18 protein-coding genes and 1 riboswitch are annotated in these 25,918 nt (G+C 39.1%); of the genes, 16 read left to right on the top strand and 2 right to left on the bottom strand.

Features of this window, described 5'->3' with window-relative positions; genetic code table 11:
• Positions 1 to 22 precede the first annotated feature (22 nt).
• The 3 genes from SAZ04_RS04825 (at position 23) to ade (ending at position 3,386) form a co-directional block, all read left to right on the top strand.
• Positions 23 to 1,069, top strand: a complete 1,047-nt coding sequence (locus SAZ04_RS04825) for a DUF3048 domain-containing protein (protein WP_332691854.1) — start codon at positions 23 to 25, stop codon at positions 1,067 to 1,069.
• Positions 1,070 to 1,182: 113 nt separating this feature from the next.
• Positions 1,183 to 1,494, top strand: a complete 312-nt coding sequence (locus SAZ04_RS04820; protein ID WP_332691851.1) for a YerC/YecD family TrpR-related protein — start codon at positions 1,183 to 1,185, stop codon at positions 1,492 to 1,494.
• Positions 1,495 to 1,655: 161 nt separating this feature from the next.
• Positions 1,656 to 3,386 carry an adenine deaminase gene (ade, locus tag SAZ04_RS04815; RefSeq protein WP_332691848.1) on the top strand — a complete coding sequence of 577 codons (1,731 nt, stop codon included), beginning with the start codon at positions 1,656 to 1,658 and terminating at the stop codon, positions 3,384 to 3,386.
• A 49-nt stretch (positions 3,387 to 3,435) separates the two neighbouring features.
• Here the strand turns inward: ade and SAZ04_RS04810 are convergent, their stop codons facing one another.
• On the bottom strand, positions 3,436 to 4,671 hold the full coding sequence (locus SAZ04_RS04810) for a PucR family transcriptional regulator (RefSeq protein WP_332691845.1): 1,236 nt from the start codon (positions 4,669 to 4,671) through the stop codon (positions 3,436 to 3,438).
• A 549-nt stretch (positions 4,672 to 5,220) separates the two neighbouring features.
• Between SAZ04_RS04810 and SAZ04_RS04805 the strand changes: the two genes are divergently transcribed.
• The 13 genes from SAZ04_RS04805 (at position 5,221) to SAZ04_RS04745 (ending at position 23,951) form a co-directional block, all read left to right on the top strand.
• A complete protein-coding gene (locus tag SAZ04_RS04805; RefSeq protein WP_332691842.1) occupies positions 5,221 to 6,156 on the top strand; it encodes an alpha/beta hydrolase in 936 nt (311 codons plus the stop codon).
• A 79-nt stretch (positions 6,157 to 6,235) separates the two neighbouring features.
• Complete coding sequence (locus SAZ04_RS04800; protein ID WP_332691839.1) at positions 6,236 to 6,556, top strand: YbjQ family protein; 321 nt, start codon at positions 6,236 to 6,238, stop codon at positions 6,554 to 6,556.
• 223 nt (positions 6,557 to 6,779) lie between these two features.
• A riboswitch (cobalamin riboswitch) is annotated at positions 6,780 to 6,982 on the top strand.
• A 128-nt stretch (positions 6,983 to 7,110) separates the two neighbouring features.
• Complete coding sequence (locus tag SAZ04_RS04795) at positions 7,111 to 9,291, top strand: ribonucleoside-diphosphate reductase subunit alpha (protein ID WP_332691836.1); 2,181 nt, start codon at positions 7,111 to 7,113, stop codon at positions 9,289 to 9,291.
• Between the two features lie 30 nt (positions 9,292 to 9,321).
• Positions 9,322 to 10,350: a ribonucleotide-diphosphate reductase subunit beta gene (locus SAZ04_RS04790; protein WP_431308962.1), complete on the top strand. Its 1,029-nt coding sequence runs from the start codon at positions 9,322 to 9,324 to the stop codon at positions 10,348 to 10,350.
• A gap of 354 nt (positions 10,351 to 10,704) precedes the next feature.
• Positions 10,705 to 11,400, top strand: a complete 696-nt coding sequence (gene pcrB / locus SAZ04_RS04785; protein WP_332691830.1) for a heptaprenylglyceryl phosphate synthase — start codon at positions 10,705 to 10,707, stop codon at positions 11,398 to 11,400.
• Positions 11,401 to 11,476: 76 nt separating this feature from the next.
• Entirely contained in the window at positions 11,477 to 13,690 is a 2,214-nt protein-coding gene (gene pcrA / locus SAZ04_RS04780; RefSeq protein ID WP_332691956.1) for a DNA helicase PcrA, read from the top strand.
• A 116-nt stretch (positions 13,691 to 13,806) separates the two neighbouring features.
• Positions 13,807 to 15,822 carry an NAD-dependent DNA ligase LigA gene (gene ligA / locus SAZ04_RS04775; protein WP_332691827.1) on the top strand — a complete coding sequence of 672 codons (2,016 nt, stop codon included), beginning with the start codon at positions 13,807 to 13,809 and terminating at the stop codon, positions 15,820 to 15,822.
• Positions 15,823 to 15,846: 24 nt separating this feature from the next.
• Positions 15,847 to 17,022, top strand: a complete 1,176-nt coding sequence (locus tag SAZ04_RS04770) for a CamS family sex pheromone protein (protein WP_332691824.1) — start codon at positions 15,847 to 15,849, stop codon at positions 17,020 to 17,022.
• An 869-nt stretch (positions 17,023 to 17,891) separates the two neighbouring features.
• Entirely contained in the window at positions 17,892 to 19,391 is a 1,500-nt protein-coding gene (putP, locus tag SAZ04_RS04765; RefSeq protein WP_332691820.1) for a sodium/proline symporter PutP, read from the top strand.
• A 151-nt stretch (positions 19,392 to 19,542) separates the two neighbouring features.
• Complete coding sequence (gene gatC, locus SAZ04_RS04760; protein ID WP_332691817.1) at positions 19,543 to 19,833, top strand: Asp-tRNA(Asn)/Glu-tRNA(Gln) amidotransferase subunit GatC; 291 nt, start codon at positions 19,543 to 19,545, stop codon at positions 19,831 to 19,833.
• A gap of 17 nt (positions 19,834 to 19,850) precedes the next feature.
• On the top strand, positions 19,851 to 21,308 hold the full coding sequence (gene gatA / locus SAZ04_RS04755; RefSeq protein WP_332691814.1) for an Asp-tRNA(Asn)/Glu-tRNA(Gln) amidotransferase subunit GatA: 1,458 nt from the start codon (positions 19,851 to 19,853) through the stop codon (positions 21,306 to 21,308).
• 14 nt (positions 21,309 to 21,322) lie between these two features.
• Positions 21,323 to 22,753 (top strand): Asp-tRNA(Asn)/Glu-tRNA(Gln) amidotransferase subunit GatB, encoded by a 1,431-nt coding sequence (gene gatB / locus SAZ04_RS04750; RefSeq protein WP_332691810.1) that lies wholly within the window; start codon positions 21,323 to 21,325, stop codon positions 22,751 to 22,753.
• A 295-nt stretch (positions 22,754 to 23,048) separates the two neighbouring features.
• Positions 23,049 to 23,951 carry a diacylglycerol kinase gene (locus SAZ04_RS04745; protein ID WP_332691807.1) on the top strand — a complete coding sequence of 301 codons (903 nt, stop codon included), beginning with the start codon at positions 23,049 to 23,051 and terminating at the stop codon, positions 23,949 to 23,951.
• A 553-nt stretch (positions 23,952 to 24,504) separates the two neighbouring features.
• Here SAZ04_RS04745 and SAZ04_RS04740 read toward each other — a convergent pair.
• Complete coding sequence (locus SAZ04_RS04740; RefSeq protein ID WP_332691804.1) at positions 24,505 to 25,452, bottom strand: LysR family transcriptional regulator; 948 nt, start codon at positions 25,450 to 25,452, stop codon at positions 24,505 to 24,507.
• Positions 25,453 to 25,918: the final 466 nt, after the last annotated feature.

Genomic DNA, 25,918 nt, shown 5'->3' with positions numbered 1-25,918 from the left:
CTTATAAAAGGACGTGTAAGGCATGTGGAAAATAATGAATCTCTCCCTTCTCTTAACAGCAATGTTCGTTGTAGGGGGATGTAATAATAATTCTGTTGTTGAACCAGAAGTAGAAGAGCCAATTGAAGAAAGCGTTGAGGAAGAAGAGGTGGGAGAAGCACCTCCTTCCTATACATATCCTCTGAGTGGAATAGAGGTAGAGGAGCCACTTAATCGTCGAGTAATTGGTGTTACGATTAATAACCATCCTGCTGCCCGTCCTCAATCAGGGTTACGTGATGCTGACATTGTGTATGAAATTTTATCTGAGTTTGAAGTGACTCGATTAGTTGCGCTGTTTCACAGTCAACTTCCAAAAAGAGTAGGTCCTGTTCGGAGTGCTCGTCCGTATCATATCGATTTAGTAAACGGTTATAACGGGTTGTTTATTTCACACGGTTGGAGTCCAGAAGCAAAACGACTTTTGGAAGCAGGCGAAGCTGATTTTCTTAATGGGTTATTCCATGATGGAACGTTCTTTCATCGCTCCTCTGATCGAAAGGCACCTCACAATTCCTATATTACCTCTGAGCATATTTGGGAAGGCTTAGACGCTAAAGGTTATGAGCTTACTGGAGATGTACCCAATCTTTCTTTTTATGAAAGTGAAGATATATACGTAGCCGGAAGAAGTGGGAAAGAAATTGAAATCAATTATTATGATCTTAACCGTGTTACGTATCGATTTGTTGAAGAGACGGGTTTGTATGAGCGTTTTAATGGTGATCAACAAACGATTGATTACGAGACAAGTGAGCCTATTCAATTATCTAATTTACTTGTCATTGAAACGGAACATACCGTGTTAGATGACCAAGGTCGGCGTGCCATCGATTTAACTTCTGGTGGAAAAGCAATTCTTTTTCAAAGTGGGATTGCTAATATAATCAACTGGGAAAATCAAAAAGGGCAAATTGTCCCAGTTAAAGATGGTCAGTTAGTACCATTAAAGCCTGGTCAGACATGGATTAACGTTGTTTCTACATCTCCAGGTCTAGGGGAGAGTGTAACATATTTGGAGCAACCTTAAAGTAATGAGCGAAGCTGTTATATTTTTATATCAGGTGAGCAATGTGCAGAGCATTGTGCCACTTATTGAAAACGCACGATGAATATGTCTTCTAATGAAAGGTGTGAATGTAAATGCAAATTGATAAACTTCGAGGAAAAGAACTTGATCAACTATTTAAAGCGATTCTTTCGCTTAAAGATCTTGAAGAATGCTACGAATTTTTTGATGATCTATGCACGATAAATGAAATACAATCATTAGCGCAGCGCTTAGAGGTTGCTAGAATGCTACAAAATGGATATACGTATCATAAAATTGAAACGGAAACCGGTGCAAGTACAGCGACAATCTCACGTGTGAAACGGTGTTTGAATTACGGAAATGATGGCTATAAACTGACGTTAGAACGTGTAAAAGAGGATGAAGTGCAAGTAAAGGAATAAGGAAAGAAAACCGCAGGAAATCCTGCGGTTTTCTTAGTTGTCCGAACATAATAACGAATGAGCAGCTAGTGTGTTTGTTAGAAAATCTTGCTGATTACGTGTTTTTGATTAGCTTTCGTACTACAATAGATGAACGATCACGAAATAGCGAGGTGTATAAGATGAGGCAAACGTTACAAACGAGGATCGGTGCTGCGACAAGAAGAGAAAAAGCAGAGATAGTCGTGAAAAACGCAATGATTGTTGATGTGTTTACGTTAACAACGTATAAAGCTGATATTGCCGTCACAGATGGCATGATTGTTGGAATTGGAGAATACGATGGGCAGACCGAAGTAGACGCTAACGGACTGTATGTGGCTCCTACATTTATTGATGGACACGTCCATATTGAATCTGCAATGGTACCACCTGAGGAATTTACGAAAATCGTTGTGCCGCGCGGGGTAACAACGGTTATGGCTGACCCACATGAGATTGCGAATGTAGGTGGTATAAAAGCAGTTACGTACATGATCGAGGCAGCGAAAAACCTTCCACTTGATATTAAGATTATGGTGCCTTCTTGTGTTCCGGCAACTGAATTTGAGCATAATGGAGCAGAGTTAACGACTGAAGATATTGAGAGTCTTTTTGATCAGCATCAAGCTTATGGATTGGCTGAAGTCATGGACTATCCAGCTGTTTTTTCGGGAGACGAAAAGATGCTATCGAAGCTAGAGGCTGCTTGGAAGCGCGGAAAGAAAATTGACGGGCACGCTGCTGGATTAGATGAAGTAGGGTTAAATGCTTATCGAGTTGCTGGAATAAGTAACGACCATGAGGCTGTTACAGCTGAAGAAGCACTTGCTCGCTTGCGACTGGGAATGTATGTATTAATGCGCGAAGGAACAGCTGCAAAAGACGTAGAGGCATTGCTCCCTATATTAACACCACAAAATGCAAGACGCTGTGTGTTCGCAACAGATGATAAACATCTCGATGATCTTGTCAATGAAGGATCGATTGATGCAAGTGTTAGAAAGGCTATTCAATTAGGTGTTGACCCACTTCAAGCGATTCAGATGGCTAGTTTAAATGCAGCTGAATGTTTTGGTCTTTCGGAAAAGGGAGCCGTCGCACCCGGGTATGAAGCGAGTTTTCTCATGATTCGTGATCTAGACAAACTTGAAATTGAAGCAGTTTATATAAAAGGGGAATGTGTCGCTGAAAATGGTGAAATGACACGAACGGTTCGTGATGCGATTAAACCGCCATCTTATCTACTCAATAGTGTTCACTTGGAGCCATTAACGGCAAATAGTTTGGAATTGAAACTAGATTCTTCAAAGGCACATGTTATTGGAGTAACGCCTGGATCTATTGTGACAGACCATTTAATTGAAGAAGTAGATGTGACAAATGGCTTCTTTGTTCCTTCCATTAAAAATAATCAATTAAAGCTTGTCGTAGCAGAAAGACATCACAAACTCGGTCATGTAGGAGTTGGAATTGTGAAAGGAATTCCACTAAAAGAAGGTGCAATTGTCGCAACGGTAGCTCATGATTCTCATAATATCGTGGCTTGTGGAACAGATGACAAGAGCATTAAATTTGCTATCGAACAAGTAGCAAAGCAAGAAGGGGGAATTGCAGTTGTAAGGGGTCAAGAACTTCTAGCAGAACTGCCACTACCTTTAGCTGGTTTAATGTCGCTCAAGCCATTTGAGGAAGTGAACGGAGCGTTACAAAAATTAGAAGCTGCTCTAAGAGATATTGGTTTTGACGGAGACTGGAACCCATTTCTAACGTTATCATTTCTTGCTTTACCTGTGATTCCGTCTTTAAAGTTGACGGATACTGGTCTGTTTGACGTGAAACGCTTTTCTCATATTAATGTAGCCGATGACTGAGGTAGTCTAAGGGTCTGCCTTCTGCATTGGGTCAGACCTTTTGGATACGCTACGGTTGTTGATTTGCATAATTATAAGCTTGCAGTTTAATATCTAAATAAAGACCGATTCGCTGTATAGGATCTTTTAGTTGAATCGATGTAATTTCTTGAATGCGTTTTAAGCGGTAACTAAGGGTGTTAACGTGAATATGCAATTCTTTGGCGGCTTCATTCATATTTGCATCCTTATTTAAGACCACTTCGAGTGTTTGATAAAGGGAAGTAGCATGCTCTTGATCATACGACTGTAACTGGGATAGGGCTGGATTTACCACTAAACTTTTTTTGTGACTATGCAATACATCTAGGTGTTGGAACACGCCTAGTTGATGATAAAAATAAGCTTGTTTAATATCAGTTTGACGATTTGCTTTTAATTGAACAACTTTTTTGGCTTCAAGATAACTTTGCATTAGTTTTGAATAATCCTCGTATAAATAACCGCACCCAATAAACATGTCCTCTAATCCAAATCGTTCCCGCATCTGAACCTGGACGGTCTTCATAAAATCGATTAACTCTGATTGATTGGTTTTTTCATGAATGGAGCTAATCAAACAGATTAGCTGATTCTCATCTATTGTATCAAGCACTAGGTTTATTTTATTTGTCGTTTTGATGATGTACATAATATTCCGATAAAGAGTATCTGACATTTCGTTAACATGTAATACCATAAAGCCAAGAGGCTTTGTAGGAAGGACACCTACTTTTTCAAGAAGAGGTGCTGTTTGGTCATGAGTAGTCGTTTCGTCAGTTATGATTTGCCATAATAGTTCTTGATGATTTTTTTCGCGTTGCTTCTTCTGGAGATTTAATTGAAGTAAGAGGTTTTTTGCTTTTCCAGCAGCTATTTTTAATAACTGTTTATCTTTAGTTGAAAGCTTCGTATCAACCTCTATCACCCAAATGTACCCGAGAACTTCTTGGTTTTTTCGAATGGAAATCGCGACACGATTCCTAAGACCAATATCTGTGATGCTATTAATTTCAACAGGAACATCATTTTGGTTAAGTGCTGGAATGACGCCTTCTTTCCAAAAACGATTAATGACTTTCTCAGGGACTCTTCTTCCAATGATCGTTGAGATTCTCGCTGCATCTGTTTCATCGTCATGAGAGCTGTATGCTAGTAATTGGTGATTTGCATCCTCAAGTGTTACGGGACAATCAAGAACATCACTGATTGTATCGACGAATTCTTCAAGAGAATCGAAAACACGGTCAAATTTATTCGAATCCATAACATAACTCCTGCCTTTTTTGAATGTAATGGTAATGTTACTATAGCATAGAAATAGAAAAGAAAATCGAATGAAACACTCTTGATAGGTAAAACCCTCTGCAATAGTATCGCTATATAGAATCAAGTAGTTGAACAATAAAGGTAGAGGAACATTAGAAAAAAATATATGTTGAAAAAAAGGGATAATATTGCGTTTTTAGAAGTAGAGTTAAATAAAACAACACCTAATAAACAGATCGGCTTTTCATGACTAGTCTGTTGAACAAGTAGTCAGACACCGTGGGGGATGAAAACAGGAGTTTCGAATCGAGAGAGAAGAGGTAGACCCTTTTCGTGGCTAGATATGCTAAATCATCATTTAAAGCAATATAAACAAGTTGGATTATGTATGGTCAGACAACGCTTCACTTAACTCATGATGAGGTGGTGCAATTTGGTGAGGAACCTTAGCGAGGTTTTCGAAAAGCTGCTATGAAACGACCATTAAGAGACCGACAAGCACGGACTTATGATGTTTATCCTGCAAAACTTCTTTGGAGGCGATTATATGACTGAAAAAGAGATTCAGTTTGGCGAAAAAAATCAGATTTTCGGGACATTAACGTATCCAGAAACGTCACCGATTGCGCTACCTGCCATTTTGCTTGTTGCTGGTTCAGGTCCACTTGACCGCAATGGGAATGGCAAAGGGCAGACATTGCATTTATATGATCAGCTTGCAACCTTTCTGACGAATCAAGGTTTTATTACGTTGCGTTATGACAAACGAGGGACAGGGAAAAGCGAGGGAGTTTTTGCGAAAATGGGTTTCTGGGATCTCGTTAATGATGCGAAGGCTGCGATTCACTATTTGAAGAAGCAGTCGATTGTTGATCGTAATAAGATATTTGTGCTTGGTCATAGTGAAGGCTGTATGCTAGCACCAGAAATTGCAAAGGGTGAAGACTTAGCTGGACTTCTATTAGTTGCAGGAGCTGGGGCATCACTTGAAGATGCTCTTACGTATCAGAGAGGACAAATAGTTGAATCATTACAGGAACAAAAAGGTGTGAAAGGGAAACTATTCAGCCTGTTAAATGTAGCAAAAAAAGCAGAGAAAAAAGGAGTCAAATTTGATAAAAAAGTACGTTCAACAAAAAAAGACGTCATTCGATATCAAGGAGTGAAAATTCCAGCTAAGTGGTTTCGAGAACATTATGAGTATGATGTGTATAGTGGATTAGCGCAAGTATCTTGTCCTATCTTAGCCGTTACGGGTTCCAAGGACGTACAAGCGACCCCAGATAAAGTACGTGAAGTTGCGAGCTATACAAAGGTAGAAACAGAAACGCACGTAATTGATGGGATGAATCATATGCTTCGTGATCAAATGGAAGAAGTTGGAATTCTGCAATTGAAAAAGGTGTACAAAAACATCGGAGAAAAGCCACTCTCACCTGTTTTTCTTGAGGTCGTCAAACAATGGTTAAATCGTCATGTCTGAGGTAGTGGGGAGTCTTTAGTCATATTACTTTTGATTTTTAAATTAGAGCATAAGAAAGAAGAAATGGAGGAAATCAATTATGATGATTGTAACGACTGAACAAGTAGCGGGGTATGACATTGCAGATGTAAAAGGTTATGTAAAAGGAAGTACGATTCAGTCTAAACATATTGGGCGTGATATTACTGCAGGTTTAAAGGGGATTGTTGGTGGTGAAATAAAAGGCTACACCGAGATGATGACCGAAGCACGTGAACTTGCGATCGACCGCATGGTAACAGAGGCGGAAGAACAAGGAGCCAATGCGATCATCGGAATGAGAATGCAAACATCGACGGTTATGGCAAATGCAGCGGAGATTATTGCGTATGGGACCGCGGTGGTGATTGAGAAGTACTAATTAGAGTGAGTGAGGCTGCCCTTTTAGAGGAGCAGTCTCTTATTTTGTGTGGAAGGAGTTGGTTGTGGCTAGTAAAGCCGCTAGTCAGGAGAGTAACAAGCAATCTAATAATATGTACATTAGTAGATGCTATTTTTTGCTGAAAATAGTTCTTGCATTCTTAAGTGTGATTCTGTAGCATGTACAATATATCGTAATCTATAAATGTAAAAACAACTATATATTGATTTTGCGGAATGAACGGTGTCTAGTAGACTTAATAGGGAATCTGGCGTGAGGCCAGAGCTGCCCCCGCAACTGTATGTGTGGACGAAATGAGGGACCCACTGTGCAATAGGTTCGTATCGATAGATATGAACTAGCATGGGAAGGCTCAAAGTAGAGTGAAGCGCTAGCCAGGAGACCTGCCGTCATTCTTTAGTTAACTATCTTCGGGGTGTGAGAAGTGAGACGGCAGGTATGTTTGGTATTGTCTTATTTCACTCGCCGTTTTGCGCTCTTTCTCTTACCAGGAGAAAGAGCGTTTTTTATTTTAGAAGAGGAGTGTTTAATTAATGGAGACAACAGTGGAGAAAAGGTCAATGATAGAAAAGGTAAAGGAACGATTTCCGCATCTAACAATAAATGAATGGTGGAAAGAAGATGTCACGTGGGAAACGCGAGCTTTGGATGCGCTTAATCAGTTAGAGATTGATACGCCTGATTGGACATATGTGGCGGGACAGTGCTATTTAAACTCGTTGTATGAACAAATTGAGCAGACAAGAGGATGGGCTATCGATTGGGATAATCGATTTGCTAATTGGGTACAAAAATTAATAGAGGACGGCTTTTATGATCAAAGGCTACAAGCTTATTCAATAGAAGAGCTTAATGAGTTTGCAGCTACTATCAATCGTAAGCAAGATGATCGGTTTACATATATCGGAGTCAAGACACTGGCAGATCGCTATTTAACGAGGTACTTTGATGGAACATTGCTTGAATTGCCGCAAGAACGTTGGATGATCATAGCGATGACATTAATGGTCGAGGAACCAGTAGAAAAGCGAGTAGAGCTTGTGAAAGAAAGTTATTGGGCACTGTCAAATTTGTATATGACCGTTGCGACACCGACGCTTGCTAATGCAGGTAAAAAAGACGGTCAATTATCTAGTTGTTTCATTGATACAGTAGAAGATGACCTACGCGCGATCTTTGATAGCTGTACGGATGCGGCAACAGTTAGCAAGAACGGTGGGGGACTTGGACTATATCTTGGGAAAATTCGCGCAAAAGGTTCTTCGATCAGAGGGTTTAAAGGGGTATCTTCTGGTGTCATTCCGTGGATGAAGCAATTAAATAATGTTGCCGTAAGTGTTGACCAACTTGGCCAGCGTCAAGGAGCGATTGCTGTTTACCTTGATGTTTGGCATAAAGATATCTTTTCTTTTCTAGATTCAAAGCTTAATAACGGTGATGAACGTCAACGTACACATGACTTATTTACTGCTGTTTCAATCCCAGATGCATTCATGGAGGCAGTTGATAATCGTGAGAGTTGGTATTTGTTTGATCCGCATGAAGTTCGTCAAATGATGGGATTTTCGTTAGAAGACTTTTACGATGAGAATAAGGGCGAAGGGTCCTTTCGCGAACGTTATCAACAATGTGTGAAGAACAACGAGTTATCGAGAGTTGAAGTACAAGCAATTGATATTATGAAACGCATTATGATGTCGCAACTTGAAACGGGAAGTCCGTTTATGTTCTACCGAGATACTGCGAATCGACTTAATCCTAACCGTCATAATGGGATGATTTATGGTTCTAATTTATGCACTGAGATCATGCAAAACATGAGTGCGACAACGATAGAAGAAGAGCTGCTTGAAAATGGAATGATAACAGTAACGAAAAAGCCAGGTGATTACGTTGTGTGTAACTTGAGCTCATTATCAATTGCCAATGTAATGAAAGACGATGTATTAGAAAGAGTTATTAAAATTCAAATCCGGATGCTTGATAACGTTATTGATATGAACAGTCTCGATGTTAAACAAGCAGAGTTAACGAATAAAACTTATCGTGCCATAGGTGGAGGTACGTATGGGTGGCATCACCATTTAGCTAGAAAAGGGATCAGATGGGAATCTGATGAGGCGGTTGCAGAAGTTGATCGCGTGTATGAAGCAATTAACTATGCGACCGTCCAAGCAAGTATGGAGCTTGCCAAAGAAAAAGAAGCGTATCCAGCTTTTCCTAATTCAGATTGGGAGACAGGTGAGTATTTCGAAAAGCGTCAGTATGACTCTCCAAGGTGGAAAGAATTACAAACAGAAGTTAAAAAACATGGAATCAGAAACGGCTATTTACTTGCGGTAGCACCAAATGCAACGACGTCACTTATTGCGGGATCAACAGCATCCATTGATCCTATTTTTTCAAAGTTCTATATGGAAGAAAAGAAAAATTACCGGATTCCGGTTGTAGCTCCTGACTTATCAGCAGAGACAACATGGCTGTACAAGTCAGCCCATACAATTGATCAAAAATGGAGTATTCTTCAGAACGCGAAGAGACAACGTCATATTGATCAAGGGATTTCTTTTAATCTATATGTACCTAATACAGTAAGAGCAAAAGAGTTACTAGATTTGCATCTTTTAGCTTGGGAGAAAGGGCTAAAGACAACCTATTACGTTCGCTCTACCTCTGTTTCCATTGAAGAGGATTGCGAAAGTTGTTCAAGTTAAGAAGAGAAAGGGGCCATTTAAGTGGATACGATGCAACAACGGAAATTATATGATGTAGGGGCACCTAATGCGTCAACGGGGTTAATAAACGGAGAAAGTTCAAACGTTTTGAATTGGGATGATGTTCGTTTTTCATGGGCTTATCCATTATATAAAAACATGCTAGCTAACTTTTGGACACCGTTTGAAATTAATATGACACATGATGCAAAACAGTTCCCGAACTTAACAAATGATGAACAGGAAGCATTTAAGAAAATAATTGGACTACTAGCTTTTCTCGATAGTATCCAAACAGACTACACCCTTCGTGTAGCGGATTATTTAACTGATTCTAGCATGGCTGCCTTAATGAGTGTTCTCTCTTTCCAAGAGGTCGTTCACAATCAAAGTTATTCGTATGTACTCTCAAGCGTTGTACCGAAAGCAACACAAGATGAAATTTATGAGTATTGGAAGCATGACCCTGTCTTGCGTGAGAGAAATGAGTTTATCGTTGAGGGGTATGAAGAGTTTGTAAACAATCCAACAGCAGAAACACTTGCTAAATCGATTGTCTATGATGTGATATTAGAGGGCTTAAACTTCTACTCTGGATTTGCCTTTTTCTATAACTTGGCTCGTCATCAAAAAATGGTGTCAACTTCGACGATGATCAATTATATTAATCGTGATGAGCAACTGCATGTTTATTACTTTACGAATTTGTTTAAGGAGCTATTGAAAGAAAAACCGGAACTAGATTCAACTGAGATGCAAACATTTGTGGAAGAGGCATTCAAGAAGGCAACCGATCTAGAAATCCGTTGGTTCCGTTATATTATCGGTGACAAGCTTGATGGAATAGATCCAGAAGAAATGGAATCATATTTAAAATTTATGGCAAACAAACGCATAAAGCAGCTAGGCTACAATGCGGTTTATCCTAACAACCGTACTAACACGATGAGATGGATTAAAGCTTATGAAGATGTGAACGCAGCAAAAAGTGATTTCTTTGAGCAGAAATCAAGGCAGTATGCGAAAGTATCGAGCGACAATGGGTTTGATGAATTGTAGAATCAGTCATTAGAAATCAGTAGTTTAAAATCAAACATTGTTTGAAAAGACAGAAAGTAGAAACAGCCTGGAAAGAAAAAAATGAGCTGAGGAATGGTTTTCCTTCCTACGTAGCTTGCTATGAAAATACTCATAGCAGGCTTTTAAATTTTTGAGACGTTTCTCTTTTTAGTGAAAATAGCTATGCTCATTTAATTAGAGTGTTCTAAAAGGCAAAAGTGACTTTGGGACAGCCTAATCAAATGAGGTCATTTTGGTTAGGAGCTGCGGGCGACAACGTTACTTTTCTTTGATATAATGACTTCTCAGACAGGTACTTAAATGTATTTTTTGCAGGAAGCAGGAGTGATAAAGATGCTAGAGTTTAATGAGTGGCGACACGTTTTTAAGTTGGATCCGAATAAAGAAATATCAGATGAAGCATTAGAAGCCATTTGTGAATCCGGGACAGATGGTCTTATTATTGGTGGGACCGATGGAGTAACTCTTGATAATACGTTGCATTTGCTTGCTCGTGTACGGCGTTACACTGTGTCATGTGCACTAGAGGTGTCAAACGTCTGTGCAATCACTCCTGGATTTGATTATTTTTTTATTCCCTCTGTTATGAACAGTACGAAAGTAGAGTGGATTTCTGGTCATCATCATCAGGCGATCAAGGAATACGGTGCGATTATGAACTGGGATGAAATTGCTGTTGAAGGCTATTGCATATTAAACAGTGATGCAAAGGCTGCTAAGCTTACGGAAGCCCAAGCGGACCTTGAGACGGACGATGTTGTTGCCTATGCGCGGATGGCAGAGCATCTTTATCATTTTCCGATCTTTTATCTAGAATATAGTGGAACATATGGGGATGTGAAAATTGTGAATGCTGTTTCTTGCGTCCTTGAAAAAACAAAACTGTTTTATGGCGGTGGCATTCATTCTGCTGACCAAGCAAAGGAAATGGCGCAATATGCAGATACTGTGGTTGTAGGAAACATCATTTATGAAGATTTACGTGCTGCACTAAATACTGTTACAGCTGTTAAAGAAACATTGAAATAACCAAGAAAACAAGCTAAAATAAAGATGAGAACAAACGTTTGGTGGTGAGGGTGTGCAAGCGAAAATAATTGAAAAGATGCTAGCCGGGTTAAACCCGGAGCAAAGACAAGCTGTAACTCATACGGAAGGACCTCTATTGTTAATGGCGGGTGCAGGAAGTGGGAAGACGCGTGTGCTAACGCACCGAATTGCCTATCTGCTACGCGAGAAAGAAATTGCCCCTTGGAGTGTGCTGGCAATTACATTTACAAATAAAGCAGCTCGTGAGATGAAAGAGCGTGTTGCTCAGCTTGTTGGGCCAGTAGCGGAAGATATTTGGATTTCAACATTCCACTCGATGTGTGTACGGGTATTGCGTCGAGACATTGATCGTATTGGCTATAATCGTAATTTTACGATTTTGGATTCTGGCGACCAATTATCGGTTATTAAACAAATTTTAAAAAATAAAAATATTGATCCGAAGAAGTTTGAAGCACGAAGTATTCTTGGATCGATAAGTAGTGCAAAAAATGAATTGAAAAAGCCTGATGTGTTTGCTAAAAGTGCAACAGGTCCATATGAACAAACTGTTGCAGATGTGTACGTAGAGTACCAAAAGCAATTGAAGAAGAACCATGCGCTTGATTTTGATGACCTGATCATGAAGACGATAGAATTATTTAAATTAGTTCCAGAAGTGTTGGAGTTCTATCAACGAAAATTCCAGTACATTCTAGTTGACGAGTATCAAGATACAAACAGGGCTCAATATATGCTTGTAAATATGATAGCGGCTCGCTTGAAAAACCTTTGTGTAGTAGGGGATTCAGATCAATCAATTTATCGTTGGCGTGGGGCAGATATCGCTAATATTCTATCATTTGAGGAAGACTACCCTAGTGCAAAGGTGATTTTGCTTGAACAAAACTATCGCTCAACGAAAACAATTCTTCAAGCGGCTAACCGTGTTATTGATAATAACTCAAATCGGAAGAAGAAGAATTTATGGACGGAAAATGACGCAGGTTGTGGAATCGGCTATTTTGCAGCTGACACAGAGCATTCTGAGGCTCAATTTATTGTTGAAAGAATAAGGGAAGCCATGCTGATAGAAAACTACTCTTATTCGGATATTGCCATTTTATACCGTACAAATGCTCAATCGCGTGTAATTGAGGAATTTTTTGTGAAGTCGAACATTGACTACAACATTGTCGGCGGAACAAAGTTCTATGATCGAAAAGAGATTAAAGACGTTCTAGCTTATTTACGTTTAATTGCCAACCCTGATGATGATATTAGTTTACAACGAATTATTAATGTACCAAAGCGCGGGATCGGGGCAACAACGGTTGATAAGATAGGTGCGTTTGCGATCGAACAAGGGATATCGATGTTCGCTGCGCTTCAAGAGGTCGAACAAATCGGTCTTACTGGACGTACTGTGAGCAAATTACGAGACTTTTCAGATCAGCTCGGACATTGGGTACAAATGCAAGAATATTTATCGGTAACAGAGCTAGTTGAAGAGCTTCTTGAGCGGACAGGCTACCGTGATATGCTGAAAAATGAAAAGTCGATTGAAGCGCAAAGTCGTCTTGAAAATATTGACGAGTTTATCACGGTAACGAATGAATTTGAGAAGCAAAATGGAGAAGATAGATCACTCGTTGCTTTCTTAACTGATTTAGCATTAGTCGCTGACATTGATAAGCTGGATGATGATAATGAAGGCAAGCCGAAAGATGCTGTTACATTAATGACACTTCACTCTGCAAAAGGATTAGAGTTCCCGCTTGTGTTCTTAATTGGAATGGAAGAAGGAATATTCCCGCACAGCCGCTCTTTATTTGAAGAAGAAGAGATGGAAGAGGAGCGTAGGCTTGCCTATGTTGGAATTACTAGAGCAGAAAAACAACTTTATATAACAAATGCAAGGATGAGAACGTTGTATGGACGAACGAATACAAATCCACCGTCGCGATTTATTGCCGAAATTCCAGTTGAATGTTTAGAGTCATTAAATGAAGTAAAGCAAACGCCAGACTGGATGAAGACATCACGTAAAAATCCAGCACCAGCACAGCAACGTTCTAGAACAATAGACCGGCCAAAAGTGATTCAAACTGGTGGAGAAAGCTTTTCGTGGAGCGTTGGTGATAAAGCGGAACATAAGAAATGGGGAGTTGGCACGGTTGTAAGCCTTAAGGGGGAAGGTGAATCGCTTGAGCTTGATATTGCTTTTCCAAATCCAACAGGTGTGAAGCGATTATTTGCTAAGTTTGCACCGATATCGAAACAACAGTAGTAGACAAGAATGACAGAAACACTATTTTTAGAAGCCATCTCAAAGGGTCAGACTTCGAATAGATAGTGCAATATACCTCAATTGGTCAATCTTACATAATAGAAAGGAAGAATGCCATGGGGAAACAGCAGGTAGAAATGAGGATTGAAGAGCTTCGTAAGCAACTAGAAGAGTATGGTCATCATTATTATGTACTTGACAAACCAATTGTTTCAGATGCAGAGTATGATACATTAATGCACGAGTTAGTAAAGCTAGAAGGAGAGCATCCCGAGCTTTTCAGTGAAGATTCGCCCACCGTTCGTATCGGGGGAGACACTTTGCCATTTTTTGAAAAGGTTCAGCACCGTACACCAATGCTTAGCCTAGGGAATGCTTTTTCTGATGTGGATTTACGTGATTTTGACCGTCGAGTTAGACAGTTGGTTGGCGATGACGTCACGTACAGCTGTGAACTGAAAATTGACGGTTTGGCAGTTTCCCTAACGTATGAAAATGGGAAGTTTACTCGAGGAGCAACACGTGGTGATGGGTCTGTTGGAGAAGATATTACCGCGAATCTTAAAACGATCCCTGCGATACCACTTCGCTTAACCGAGCGTGTTAGTCTAGAAGTGCGTGGTGAGGCTTATATGCCTAAGGGTTCTTTTGAAGCATTAAATGAGCGGAAAGAACAGACTGGTGGAGAGAAGTTTGCCAATCCACGTAATGCCGCTGCTGGTTCTTTGCGTCAATTAAATCCGAAGCTTGCAGCAAAACGGAATTTATCTATGTTTGTCTATGCGATCGGTCATCTAGAAGGTCGTGAAGTCCAGTCGCATCACGAAGGGCTGACCTACTTAAGAGAACTTGGTTTTCGCGTGAACAATGAAAGCAAACACTGTTCAACGATTGAAGAAGTTATTGCTTATACAGAGGAATGGGTAGAAAAGCGAGCGACACTTCCGTATGACATTGATGGGATTGTGATTAAAGTAGATCGTCTCGGACAACAAGAGAAGTTAGGCTTTACCGCGAAAAGTCCAAGATGGGCCATCGCATTTAAATTTCCGGCTGAAGAAGTTGTCACAAAGCTTGAAGAAATTGAATTAAGCATTGGGCGAACGGGAGTTGTGACACCAACGGCTATTCTTACCCCGGTTACTGTCGCGGGTACAACAGTCAAACGTGCTTCGCTTCATAACGAAGATTTAATTCGGGAAAAAGATTTAAAGCTAGGAGACTCAGTGGTGATCAAGAAGGCAGGAGATATTATTCCAGAAGTCGTGAATGTTCTTGCTGAGCTACGTGATGGGAGTGAACGCGATTTTTCAATGCCGACACACTGTCCTGCCTGTGAGAGTGAGCTTGTACGCTTAGAAGGGGAAGTAGCCCTACGTTGTATTAACCCACAATGTCCCGCTCAAATACGAGAAGGCTTGATCCACTTTGTATCAAGAAATGCGATGAATATTGATGGGCTTGGTGAAAAAGTGATTAGTCAATTATTTCAACATGATCTAGTTCACGATGTTGCAGATATTTACAAACTGAATCGTGAAGAGTTGTTGAAACTTGAGCGAATGGGCGAAAAATCAGTCGATAATTTGCTTGAGGCCATTGAAGAAACAAAGGATAATTCACTTGAACGTCTATTGTTTGGCTTAGGAATCCGTTTTGTGGGAGCAAAAGCGGCAAAAACGTTAGCGATGGAGTTTGAAACGATTCACAAGATTAAAGAGGCTTCAGAAGAAGAATTGATAGCCGTAAATGAAATTGGCGAGAAAATGGCTACTTCTATTAATCGCTATTTTGCAAAACCAGAAGTACTACAATTAATCGATGAGTTAGAAGCGTTAGGCGTTAATGTAACGTATAAAGGTCCAAGAGCACCTTCAAGTACAGAAGTAGCAGATAGTCCGTTCGCTGGAAAAACCATTGTGTTAACAGGGAAACTCGAGCAACTTACACGTGGAGAGGCGAAAGAAAAAATAGAAGCCCTCGGAGGAAAAGTGACAGGCAGTGTAAGTAAGAAGACCGACCTTGTTATAGCGGGAGAAGATGCTGGTTCAAAACGGACAAAGGCTGAAGAATTGCAGATAGAAATTTGGGATGAAGCACAGCTTGTAGAAGTTTTTAGTAAGGAAACATAGAAAAAAGAAGGGAGGGGAGTATTTGTGTTAAAGAGATGGGGAATCCTATGTCTCACTTTATTGCTTCTAACAGCTTGTTTTCCTATAACACCTCAGGAAGAAGGGAAAGTTGTGGAAGAAGGAGATGAACAAGAGCAGGATCAAGTCGTAGAAGTTGTACCACAAATAATTACACCAGATAATTATTACCAAAGTGTATTATATGATGGCTCCTATTTACACGGGGAATCAAGAGGTTTTGGAAATTCTGTTGTATATAATCGCCTTGATCTAGACCAATTAGAAATCGGTCTAACTCGTATTGCACAAGAATACTTTGAACCTGAAAGTTATTTTTTCAGAGAAGGTCAATTTATTGAAAGAAATACGCTCAATAACTGGTTAATGCGCTATGATGAGGACGATAATCCTCAAGGGTTGAATCCAGCCCTTGGTGAGGGAGGATCGATGAGAGAGAGAGAAGAAAGTCAACCTCGTTATTTGTCGCACATTTTAGAGCATAATTATCTTGTTGAAGATAGTAATGGGCAATTAAACCTTGGTGGTATTGTGATTGGTCTTTCGATGAACAGTGTATATAATTTCAGGGTGGAAGACGAGCAGGGGCGTTATTATTTTTATGAGCTGCCACTTTCAGACGATGTGATTGAACAAGAAGGTCAACGAATTGCGGGTGAAATTTTGGCAAGGATTCGCTCTGACAATATGCAAGAGGGAGCGTTTAAGGACATTCCAATTGTATTTGCTCTATTTCGAGAGCAATCACGTGAATCGGTCATTCCGGGCTATTTTGTTGCTAGAGCAAAAGCTGAAGCAAGCAGTGACTTAGACAGGTGGCAACGTATCAATGAGCGCTATTATTTGTTTCCTTCAAGCGAAGCAAGTCAAGAAGCACGAAATGAAGCAGATCAATTCCAACGTTTTAAAGATGATGTCCAGGCGTTTTTTGATACGTATATTGGGGTAGTTGGAAAAGGTCGTTATGTAGACAATCAAGTTCAGGAGTTAACGATTGAAATTCCACTTCGTTTTCAAGGGAAAGCTGAGATTGTTGCTTTGTCACAATACGTAGCAAGTCAATTGCAACAAAGATTCCAAGGACATTACAAGGTCAGTGTTGCGATCACATCTGTTGCAGGAAATACCGAGAGTGTTATTATTCAAAACCCAAATGAAGAACCGTTTATTCATATATTTTAATTGAAAACAAGGGCCGCTTTTTCGTTCTTCTCTTAAACACATTGAAATTATTTTCTCGTAGTTTAGAGGGTTTCGATTGGGAGGTCCTTTTTTTCGATAGATAAAATAGATAAAATAGATAAAATCTGGTCATTGACTTAAGAAGTATGAAAGCGCTACATAAGTGCTGATCACTACATAATCCTTATCATAAAGCGAAACTGATTTTTTGTATAACAGGAATAAGAACCCCAGGACCGTGAAAACCTATGTAAAGAGCTATCTTGACTTACTGCTCTTATTCTAGGGATGTTAGATTTCTCTAATGGTATTAATGTTGCTTAATGGTGCATTTGTGTGCAGGGACCAAAAGTAATTAAGGACCGTATAAAAAAGGGTCGAGATAAGTCAAAGAAACAATAGCTTTCTAGGGGTCTAAACCTTTGGAGAGCTTTTTAAAAAAAATAAAACGACTTGTAAAATTTTCTTTTCTCTAACTTGAAAATTTACTGCGTTAATGTAAAAAAGAAATTAATGAAGATAATTCTTGATGTATATATATTACTTTATATTGATTAAAGCGTTCTTTTATTTGTGTATGGTGAATAAGTATGCAATTTGTTTTCTGGTTTACAAGTTGTTAGACTGTTCTAATTTTTATTTTATGGTATGGTAAATAGTGTGTCCCAATCGTTCCGTTTAGTTAAACAAACATTTGTTTAAGGAATCAAGCAACATGTACTTGCATAGTAGTTGCATATAGCCTATCTAAGGAGGTGTACAAATGGATTATGGTTTGACTACAGCAACTTGGCTTTTGTTGTTTATCCCAATGCCGGTAATAATTATTTTATCGTTCGTATCATTAGTATTAAAAAGGAGTGATTAATTTGGAACTAGCAACGATTATTACATTTATCCTGTATTTACTTGGGATGCTCGTAATTGGTTTAGTGGCTTATAGAATGACAAGTAATTTATCAGACTATGTTCTTGGTGGACGACGACTAGGTGGTAGTGTTGCTGCCTTGAGTGCGGGTGCGTCTGATATGAGTAGTTGGTTATTACTCGGTTTACCTGGTGCTATGTATATAGGTGGCATGGGTGAAAGTTGGATTGCTGTTGGATTAGCTATTGGTGCGTATTTAAATTGGCAGTTTGTTGCAGCGCGTCTTCGTACGTACACAGAAGTGGCGAATGATTCGATTACGCTGCCTGATTTTCTGGAAAATCGGTTTCATGATAAGTCGAAGGTATTACGTATTATTTCTGCACTTGTAATTCTTGTTTTCTTTGCATTTTATACGTCTTCAGGACTTGTCGGTGGTGCATTTCTTTTTGAAGCATCATTTGGAATGAGCTATACTCAAGCACTTTGGATTGGTGCGCTTGTAATTATTTCGTACACTTTCTTAGGTGGATTTCTTGCTGTTAGCTGGACGGACTTTTTCCAAGGGATTCTTATGTTCTTAGCATTGATTATTGTCCCGATTGTCGCAATTTCAAAGATTGGTGGTTGGAATGAGACAGTAAATGCAGTGGGAACGATAGATCCTGCCTATTTAGATGCGTTCCAAGGAGCAACGTTTATTGGGGTTATCTCGTTGCTTGCATGGGGGTTAGGTTATTTTGGTCAACCACATATTCTTACACGCTTTATGGCTGTAAAATCAGTAAAAGAAATTCCGAAAGCACGTGCAGTTGGGATGACATGGATGGTTCTTGCCTTGTTCGGTGCGATCTTCACTGGTTTTGCTGGAATTGCTTATTTTTCAACAAATGGACCAGGAGGACAGTCTCTTCCTGATGGAGCACATGAAACGGTCTTTATTATGTTTACTCAAGTTCTGTTTGATCCTTGGGTAGCTGGATTTTTGCTAGCAGCTATTTTAGCGGCTATTATGTCTACCATTGATTCTCAGCTTCTTGTTTCATCAAGTGCTCTCGCTGAGGATGTCTATAAGGGTTTTATTCGTCAGGATGCTTCTCAAAAAGAACTTGTTCTAGTAGGGCGAATTGGTGTTGTTGTTATTGCATTGCTAGCCATTTTCCTTGCATACAATCCTGAAAATTCCGTACTTGACTTAGTAGGATATGCTTGGGCTGGCTTTGGAGCTGCGTTTGGTCCGGTCATCATTTTAGCGCTTTTCTGGAAGCGAATGACGAAAAACGGTGCATTAGCAGGAATGGTCGTTGGTGGAGTCACAGTTATTGTTTGGGCTGAGTTAGACCGTTGGTTCGGTTTAACAGCAGATCAATTTCCGGTACTAGGTTTATATGAAATTATTCCAGGGTTTATTTTAGCTTGGATTGCGATCATGGTCGTCAGTTTCCTCGGTCAAGAACCGTCAGCTGAGATACAAGAAGAATTTGACCAATCAATACGATAAGACTTTTCCCTCTCTTGGTATTTTGGAATCCAAGAGAGGTTTTTTCTCTTAGAATGATGAGATTATTGGGCTTTGTTGCCTATAGGTGTCGAATTTGGTATTATTAATCATATTGTCAAAATGCTCGAATTTTTTCGGAGGTGAAAGGTAAATGTCACGAATCCAAGAGGAACAAGTAAAACACGTAGCTCATTTAGCAAGACTTGCTATTACAGAAGAAGAAGCAAAAATGTTCACAGAACAGCTTGATGCTATTATTACGTTTGCTGAGCAGTTAAATGAACTAGATACAACAGGTGTAAAACCGACTACACATGTTCTTGATATGAAGAATGTCTTGCGTGAAGACAAATCTACAGAAGGTTTACCGATTGAAGATGTATTAAAAAATGCACCGGATCATGAAGATGGTCAAATACGTGTACCATCAATTATAGAATAGTAGGGAGGACAAGCTTCATGTCATTATTTGACCATAAGATGTCAGAGCTTCATACAATGCTTCAAAAGAAAGAAGTCAAAGTCTCTGATCTTGTTGATGAATCATACAAGCGTATAGCTGAAGTAGATGATAAAGTAAAAGCTTTTGTTACATTGGACGAAGAGAAGGCGCGTGCCTATGCGAAGGAGCTAGATGAAGCACTTAGCTCAAGCAATGAGCGTGGGCTTTTATTTGGTATGCCAATAGGCGTTAAGGATAATATTGTAACGAAAGGTCTTCGTACAACATGCTCAAGTCGCATCCTTGAAAACTTTGATCCTATTTATGATGCTACCGTTGTTCAAAAGCTAAAGAATGCCGAGTCGATTACAATTGGGAAGTTAAATATGGATGAATTTGCCATGGGATCTTCGACAGAGAATTCAGCTTTACAAGAAACAAAAAATCCTTGGAATCTAGAGACAGTACCGGGGGGATCTAGTGGCGGTTCAGCGGCTGCTGTTGCAGCAGGGGAAGTTCCTTTTTCTTTAGGTTCTGATACGGGTGGATCGATTCGTCAGCCGGCATCATTCTGCGGCGTCGTTGGTTTAAAACCTACATATGGAAGAGTATCTCGTTACGGGTTGGTTGCATTTGCTTCTTCACTAGATCAAATTGGACCGATTACTCGAAATGTTGAAGATAATGCATATCTTCTTCAAACAATCACAGGTGTTGATCCAATGGATTCAACTTCAGCAAATGTAGAAGTGCCTGACTTCTTGTCATCTCTTACGGGTGATGTCAAAGGGTTAAAGATTGCTGTTCCAAAAGAGTATCTTGGTGAAGGGGTACAAGAGGAAGTCAAACAATCGGTCTTAGATGCATTAAAAGTTCTTGAAGGACAAGGGGCCACATGGGAAGAAGTGTCTCTTCCGCACTCCAAATATGCACTTGCAACGTATTATCTGATTTCTTCTTCAGAAGCTTCAGCGAACCTTTCTCGCTTTGATGGCGTTCGTTATGGGTATCGTACCGATAATGCAGAGAACCTTCTTGAAATGTACAAGCAAACACGTGCTGTAGGGTTTGGAGATGAAGTGAAACGTCGTATCATGCTTGGGACATTTGCATTAAGTTCTGGTTACTATGATGCTTACTATAAAAAAGCACAACAAGTGCGTACGCTAATTAAGCAAGATTTTGAAAACGTATTTGAAAAATATGATGTTATTGTTGGGCCAACAACACCAACGCCAGCTTTCAAAATTGGTGAGAATACAAAAGATCCATTAACGATGTATGCAAATGATATCTTAACGATCCCGGTTAACCTTGCTGGTGTGCCTGGAATTTCGATTCCTTGTGGATTTAAAGATGGATTGCCTCTAGGTTTACAAATTATTGGTAAGCATTTTGACGAGAGTACAGTTTATCGTGTGGCCCATGCATTTGAGCAAGCAACAGACTATCACACACAAAAACCTAAGTTGTAAGGGGGGAGACTGCGATGAATTTCGAAACAATTATTGGACTTGAGGTCCACGTAGAACTTAAAACAGAATCGAAAATTTTCTCAGCCAGTCCGAACCACTTCGGATCTGAGCCAAATGCAAATACAAGTGTAATCGATCTTGGTTACCCAGGAGTCTTACCTGTGTTAAATAAATCTGCTGTTGAATTCGCGATGAAGGCTGCTATGGCTTTAAATTGTGAAGTGGCAACAGATACAAAGTTTGATCGTAAAAATTACTTTTATCCAGATAATCCAAAAGCTTATCAAATTTCGCAATTTGATAAGCCGATTGGTGAGCATGGCTGGATTGAAATTGAAGTAGAAGGTAAAAAGAAACGGATTGGCATTACCCGTCTTCATTTAGAAGAAGATGCAGGGAAATTGACGCACTCTGGCAATGGTTACTCTCTTGTTGACTATAATCGTCAAGGTACACCGTTAATTGAAATTGTCTCAGAGCCAGATATTCGTACTCCTGCAGAAGCTTATGCTTACTTAGAAAAGCTTAAAGCGATCATCCAATATACTGGAGTTTCAGATTGTAAAATGGAAGAAGGGTCGCTTCGTTGTGATGCGAACATTTCCCTTCGCCCAGTTGGACAAGAGAAATTTGGAACAAAAGCTGAGCTTAAGAATTTAAACTCATTTAACTTTGTTCGCAAAGGTCTTGAGTATGAGGAAAAACGCCAAGAACAAGTTCTGCTTTCCGGTGGGATTATCGAACAAGAAACGCGTCGCTTTGATGAAGCAGCGAATAAAACGCTATTAATGCGTGTCAAAGAAGGATCGGATGATTATCGTTATTTCCCTGAGCCTGACCTTGTAGATTTGTATATTGATGAGGATTGGAAAGCGCGTATCCGTTCTGAAATTCCTGAGCTTCCGGATGCAAGAAAGAAGCGCTATGTTGAGGAACTTGAATTGCCAGCTTATGATGCGATAGTACTTACATTAACAAAAGAAATGTCTGATTTTTTTGAAGAGACAATTGGACAAGGTGCCGGAGCAAAACAAGCTTCTAACTGGCTAATGGGTGAAGTATCAGCGTACTTAAATGCAGAACAAAAAGAGCTTCAAGAAGTAGCTCTTACACCTGCAGGCTTAGCAAAAATGATTAACCTAATTGAAAAAGGAACAATCTCTTCTAAAATTGCAAAGAAAGTCTTTAAGGAATTAATTGAAAAAGGTGGAGACCCTGAGCAAATTGTAAAAGACAAAGGACTTGTTCAAATCTCTGATGAAGGGGAGCTTCTTAAAATGGTAACTGAGGTTCTCGATAACAATGCTCAGTCCATTGAAGATTACAAGAACGGGAAAGACCGTGCGATCGGCTTCCTTGTCGGACAAATTATGAAGGCGTCAAAAGGAAAGGCAAATCCTCCTATGGTTAATAAACTGTTACTTGAGGAAATTGCGAAGCGTTAACTGAAGGTGATAGGTCTGTTCTCTCATAATACTTTGAGAGAACAGATTTTTTTCTGTGGGGAAAAGTTATTATCTAGACAAGGTACTTTTTGATTAGTTGGAATGAAAACGTGGGTAACATATAATTTTTGTGAATATCAATGAACTATGAAAACCTACTCGAAGAAAAGGACCGCGGCTTACGGTTTTTCTAAGTCAAAAATGAAACGTTTGCTGAAGTATGATTAACTAAGGTACAATACAAGTAGTAATGGTTATGAAGATGTGGAGATTATTATGAAATAGGGGATCTACTATGAAAACTGCCAGACTTATTTATAACCCGACATCTGGGCGTGAACAAATTCGTAAAAATTTAGCTTATGTGCTAGAACGACTTGAAAAGGCTGGATATGTAACATCAACTCATGCAACGACAGGAGAAGGGTGTGCGAAACGAGCTGCACGTAAAGCGGGAGAAAATGGATATGATTTGGTGATTGCGGCCGGTGGAGATGGAACAATATTTGAAGTAGTCAATGGACTGGCTGACTTAGAAAATAGACCGAGACTTGGTTTGATTCCTGCTGGGACGACGAATGATTTTGCGAGAGCCCTTCACATACCACGTGATATTGAGAAAGCATGTGATGTTCTTTGTGGAGAGCACTATGAACCGATTGATATTGGGCGTGTTGATGATCGTTATTTTATTAATATAGCAGCAGGTGGGATGTTAACGGAGCTAACCTATGAAGTTCCAAGCAAACTCAAAACCGCTGTTGGACAACTAGCCTATTATATAAAAGGGCTTGAAAAACTTCCATACATTACACCACGGAAGGTCAAAATTGAGTATGATGGTAAATTATTTGAAGGTGAAATAATGATGTTTCTTGTGTCGAACACGAACTCTGTCGGTGGCTTTGAGAAGCTAGCTCCAAATGCTTCTCTTCAGGATGGAATGTTTGATTTTATTCTTGTAAAGAAACTCTCTTTTCCTGAGTTCTTACATTTAGCGACACTTGCTCTTCGCGGGGAGCATATTCATCATTCAAAAGTGATGTATGTTCATGCAAATCGAATTAAAGTACATGTCGAAGGAGATATGCAACTAAATTTAGATGGGGAGCATGGTGGATCGCTACCAGCAGAATTTGTAAACTTGTATCAGCACTTTCAAATGCTGACTCCAAAGGAGAGGAAACAGAGGAGATAGTAGGAGCTATTCCTATGTGTGGGATAGCTTAAATTATCGAGACCCCCCATTTTTTAAGTTTAGTAATGATCAACCTTGCGATGTCAATCGAAAGCTATTCCTTTGTGGGGATAGCTTGTTTGACTTATACAGCTATTTTCGATTATTCTCTCGACTATAATAACAAGGTCAATAGAGTTAATAGGACAGAACTAATAACGATATAACAATTGACTGTTTTCTATTTACCTCTCAGCTTTGGTAAATCGCCGCGATTTTTTCTTTCTTGTCCTTCATTCGTTTTTTCCTGTTGTTTAAAATAAAGTCCTCTACCTCGACTAAGAAAATAGGTTGGGAGAAAAGTTTGACGCTCTGATGGAAGAGCGTCGACATCCGACAGGGGCTGACAAATTGCTGCATGACTATGACCCTTTTGCATGAAGTGTCTCAAACATTTGGATGAGAAGGGCTTGTAACAGCCAGCTTATCGCGTTCTTCGGTAATCTTATTATCTATGGTCTCTAACATAGACAAAGAAGCCTTATGTATTTTTTCTTGCAAAGTTATTTACTTTTTACTTGTAAGAGACAGCTACTTTCGGAAAGTCACGCTGTATAACCCTCATCTGACTTGAACCAAAGTATTCCATTAATTTTATCAAAATTGTAAACAAAAAAGGAATTTTCTCCGAGTCCTCTTTTCGATAAGCTAAATACGTTTTGTATTTAGGAAATGGTGAATATTCAATAGATTTACTAATCAATTTTTTCATTAACAAGTCATTTTTTACAAATCCTTTTGGTAGCAAACTAATTCCTGCGTTTCGTTTAATAAGTTCTTTAATTGTTTTAATATCATTAATCTCAGAAATAATATTATAAGGGATATCTAGTTCTCTTAAGATTAAAGTAAGAGAATCATGGTATAATGTACCCGATTTAAACGTAATTAGTGGTTCTGTACCTATTTCTTCTAAAGAGAGAGACCTTTTTTTAGCAAGTTTGTGTGAGGGAGATAGAATAATAGATATCTCTTGTTCATCGATTTCAATAAAAGAGAGTTTTTCATTTTTAACTTTATTAGATGTAATTCCTAAATCAATCACATTATTTTTTAATGCAGAGACAATTTCATTTGAATTCATCTGACTGAATAAAAACTTTACATCCGGACATTTTTGAACAAAATTGGGGATTAAGTTAGGAATTACATCATTATAAAAAACAATTGGAAATCCAATGTGAAAATTCGTTTTTTTGTTTGACTTATAATCTTGTAAAGAACGTTGTGTTTTTTTCATGCTTTCAATTGTATGGATAGCAAAAGTTGCAAAAAATTGTCCCGCTTCGGTTAAAGAAGTGCTATTTTTGCCTCGAATAAATAGAGTTTCACCAACCTCTCGCTCCAATTGACTAATTCGATTTGAAAGAGTTGGTTGTGGAATATAAAGTAATTCCGCGGCTTTTGTAAAATTCCCCATTTTTTTTAGTGCAAGAAATGCTTCTAATTGATTAAAATTCATATGTAAACCTCCTTCTTTATACAGTGGTTATTGATTGCACAGAATATTAATCCCGAGCGCTTTTATTTTAGTCGGCCCACGGTGATCAATGACCCACACTTTCATCCCGATTAGAGTTGTTCATTGGTCAGATTCACAAAACGCATTGCATTTTCCTCATTTTTTCATTCATTAATGACGATTTCGGTAAAGTGAGGAATTGTTTAATTTTTTTAAACTACGCCGCAACTACCGAATGTGTTAAGAAGAAACCATGATTAAATTACTTAATATAAATCTTACAGATAATCCGTTGGTTTATCAAAGGTGTCGTTAAATTATCTATCATATTAAAGCGATTACATTAATATTTGGATTATATTATCAAATTTTTGTATTTCACACGTAAGGTATAGTTACATATAATTGGTTTAAGTAAAGGGGGTTTTACAAAAAATGTAAAAATAAAGTGGTACAGGAGTGGTGA

Source organism: Halalkalibacter lacteus, from assembly GCF_036663595.1.
Lineage (GTDB): Bacteria > Bacillota > Bacilli > Bacillales > Bacillaceae_D > Halalkalibacter > Halalkalibacter lacteus.
This window is presented reverse-complemented; position numbering and strand designations above follow the sequence as displayed.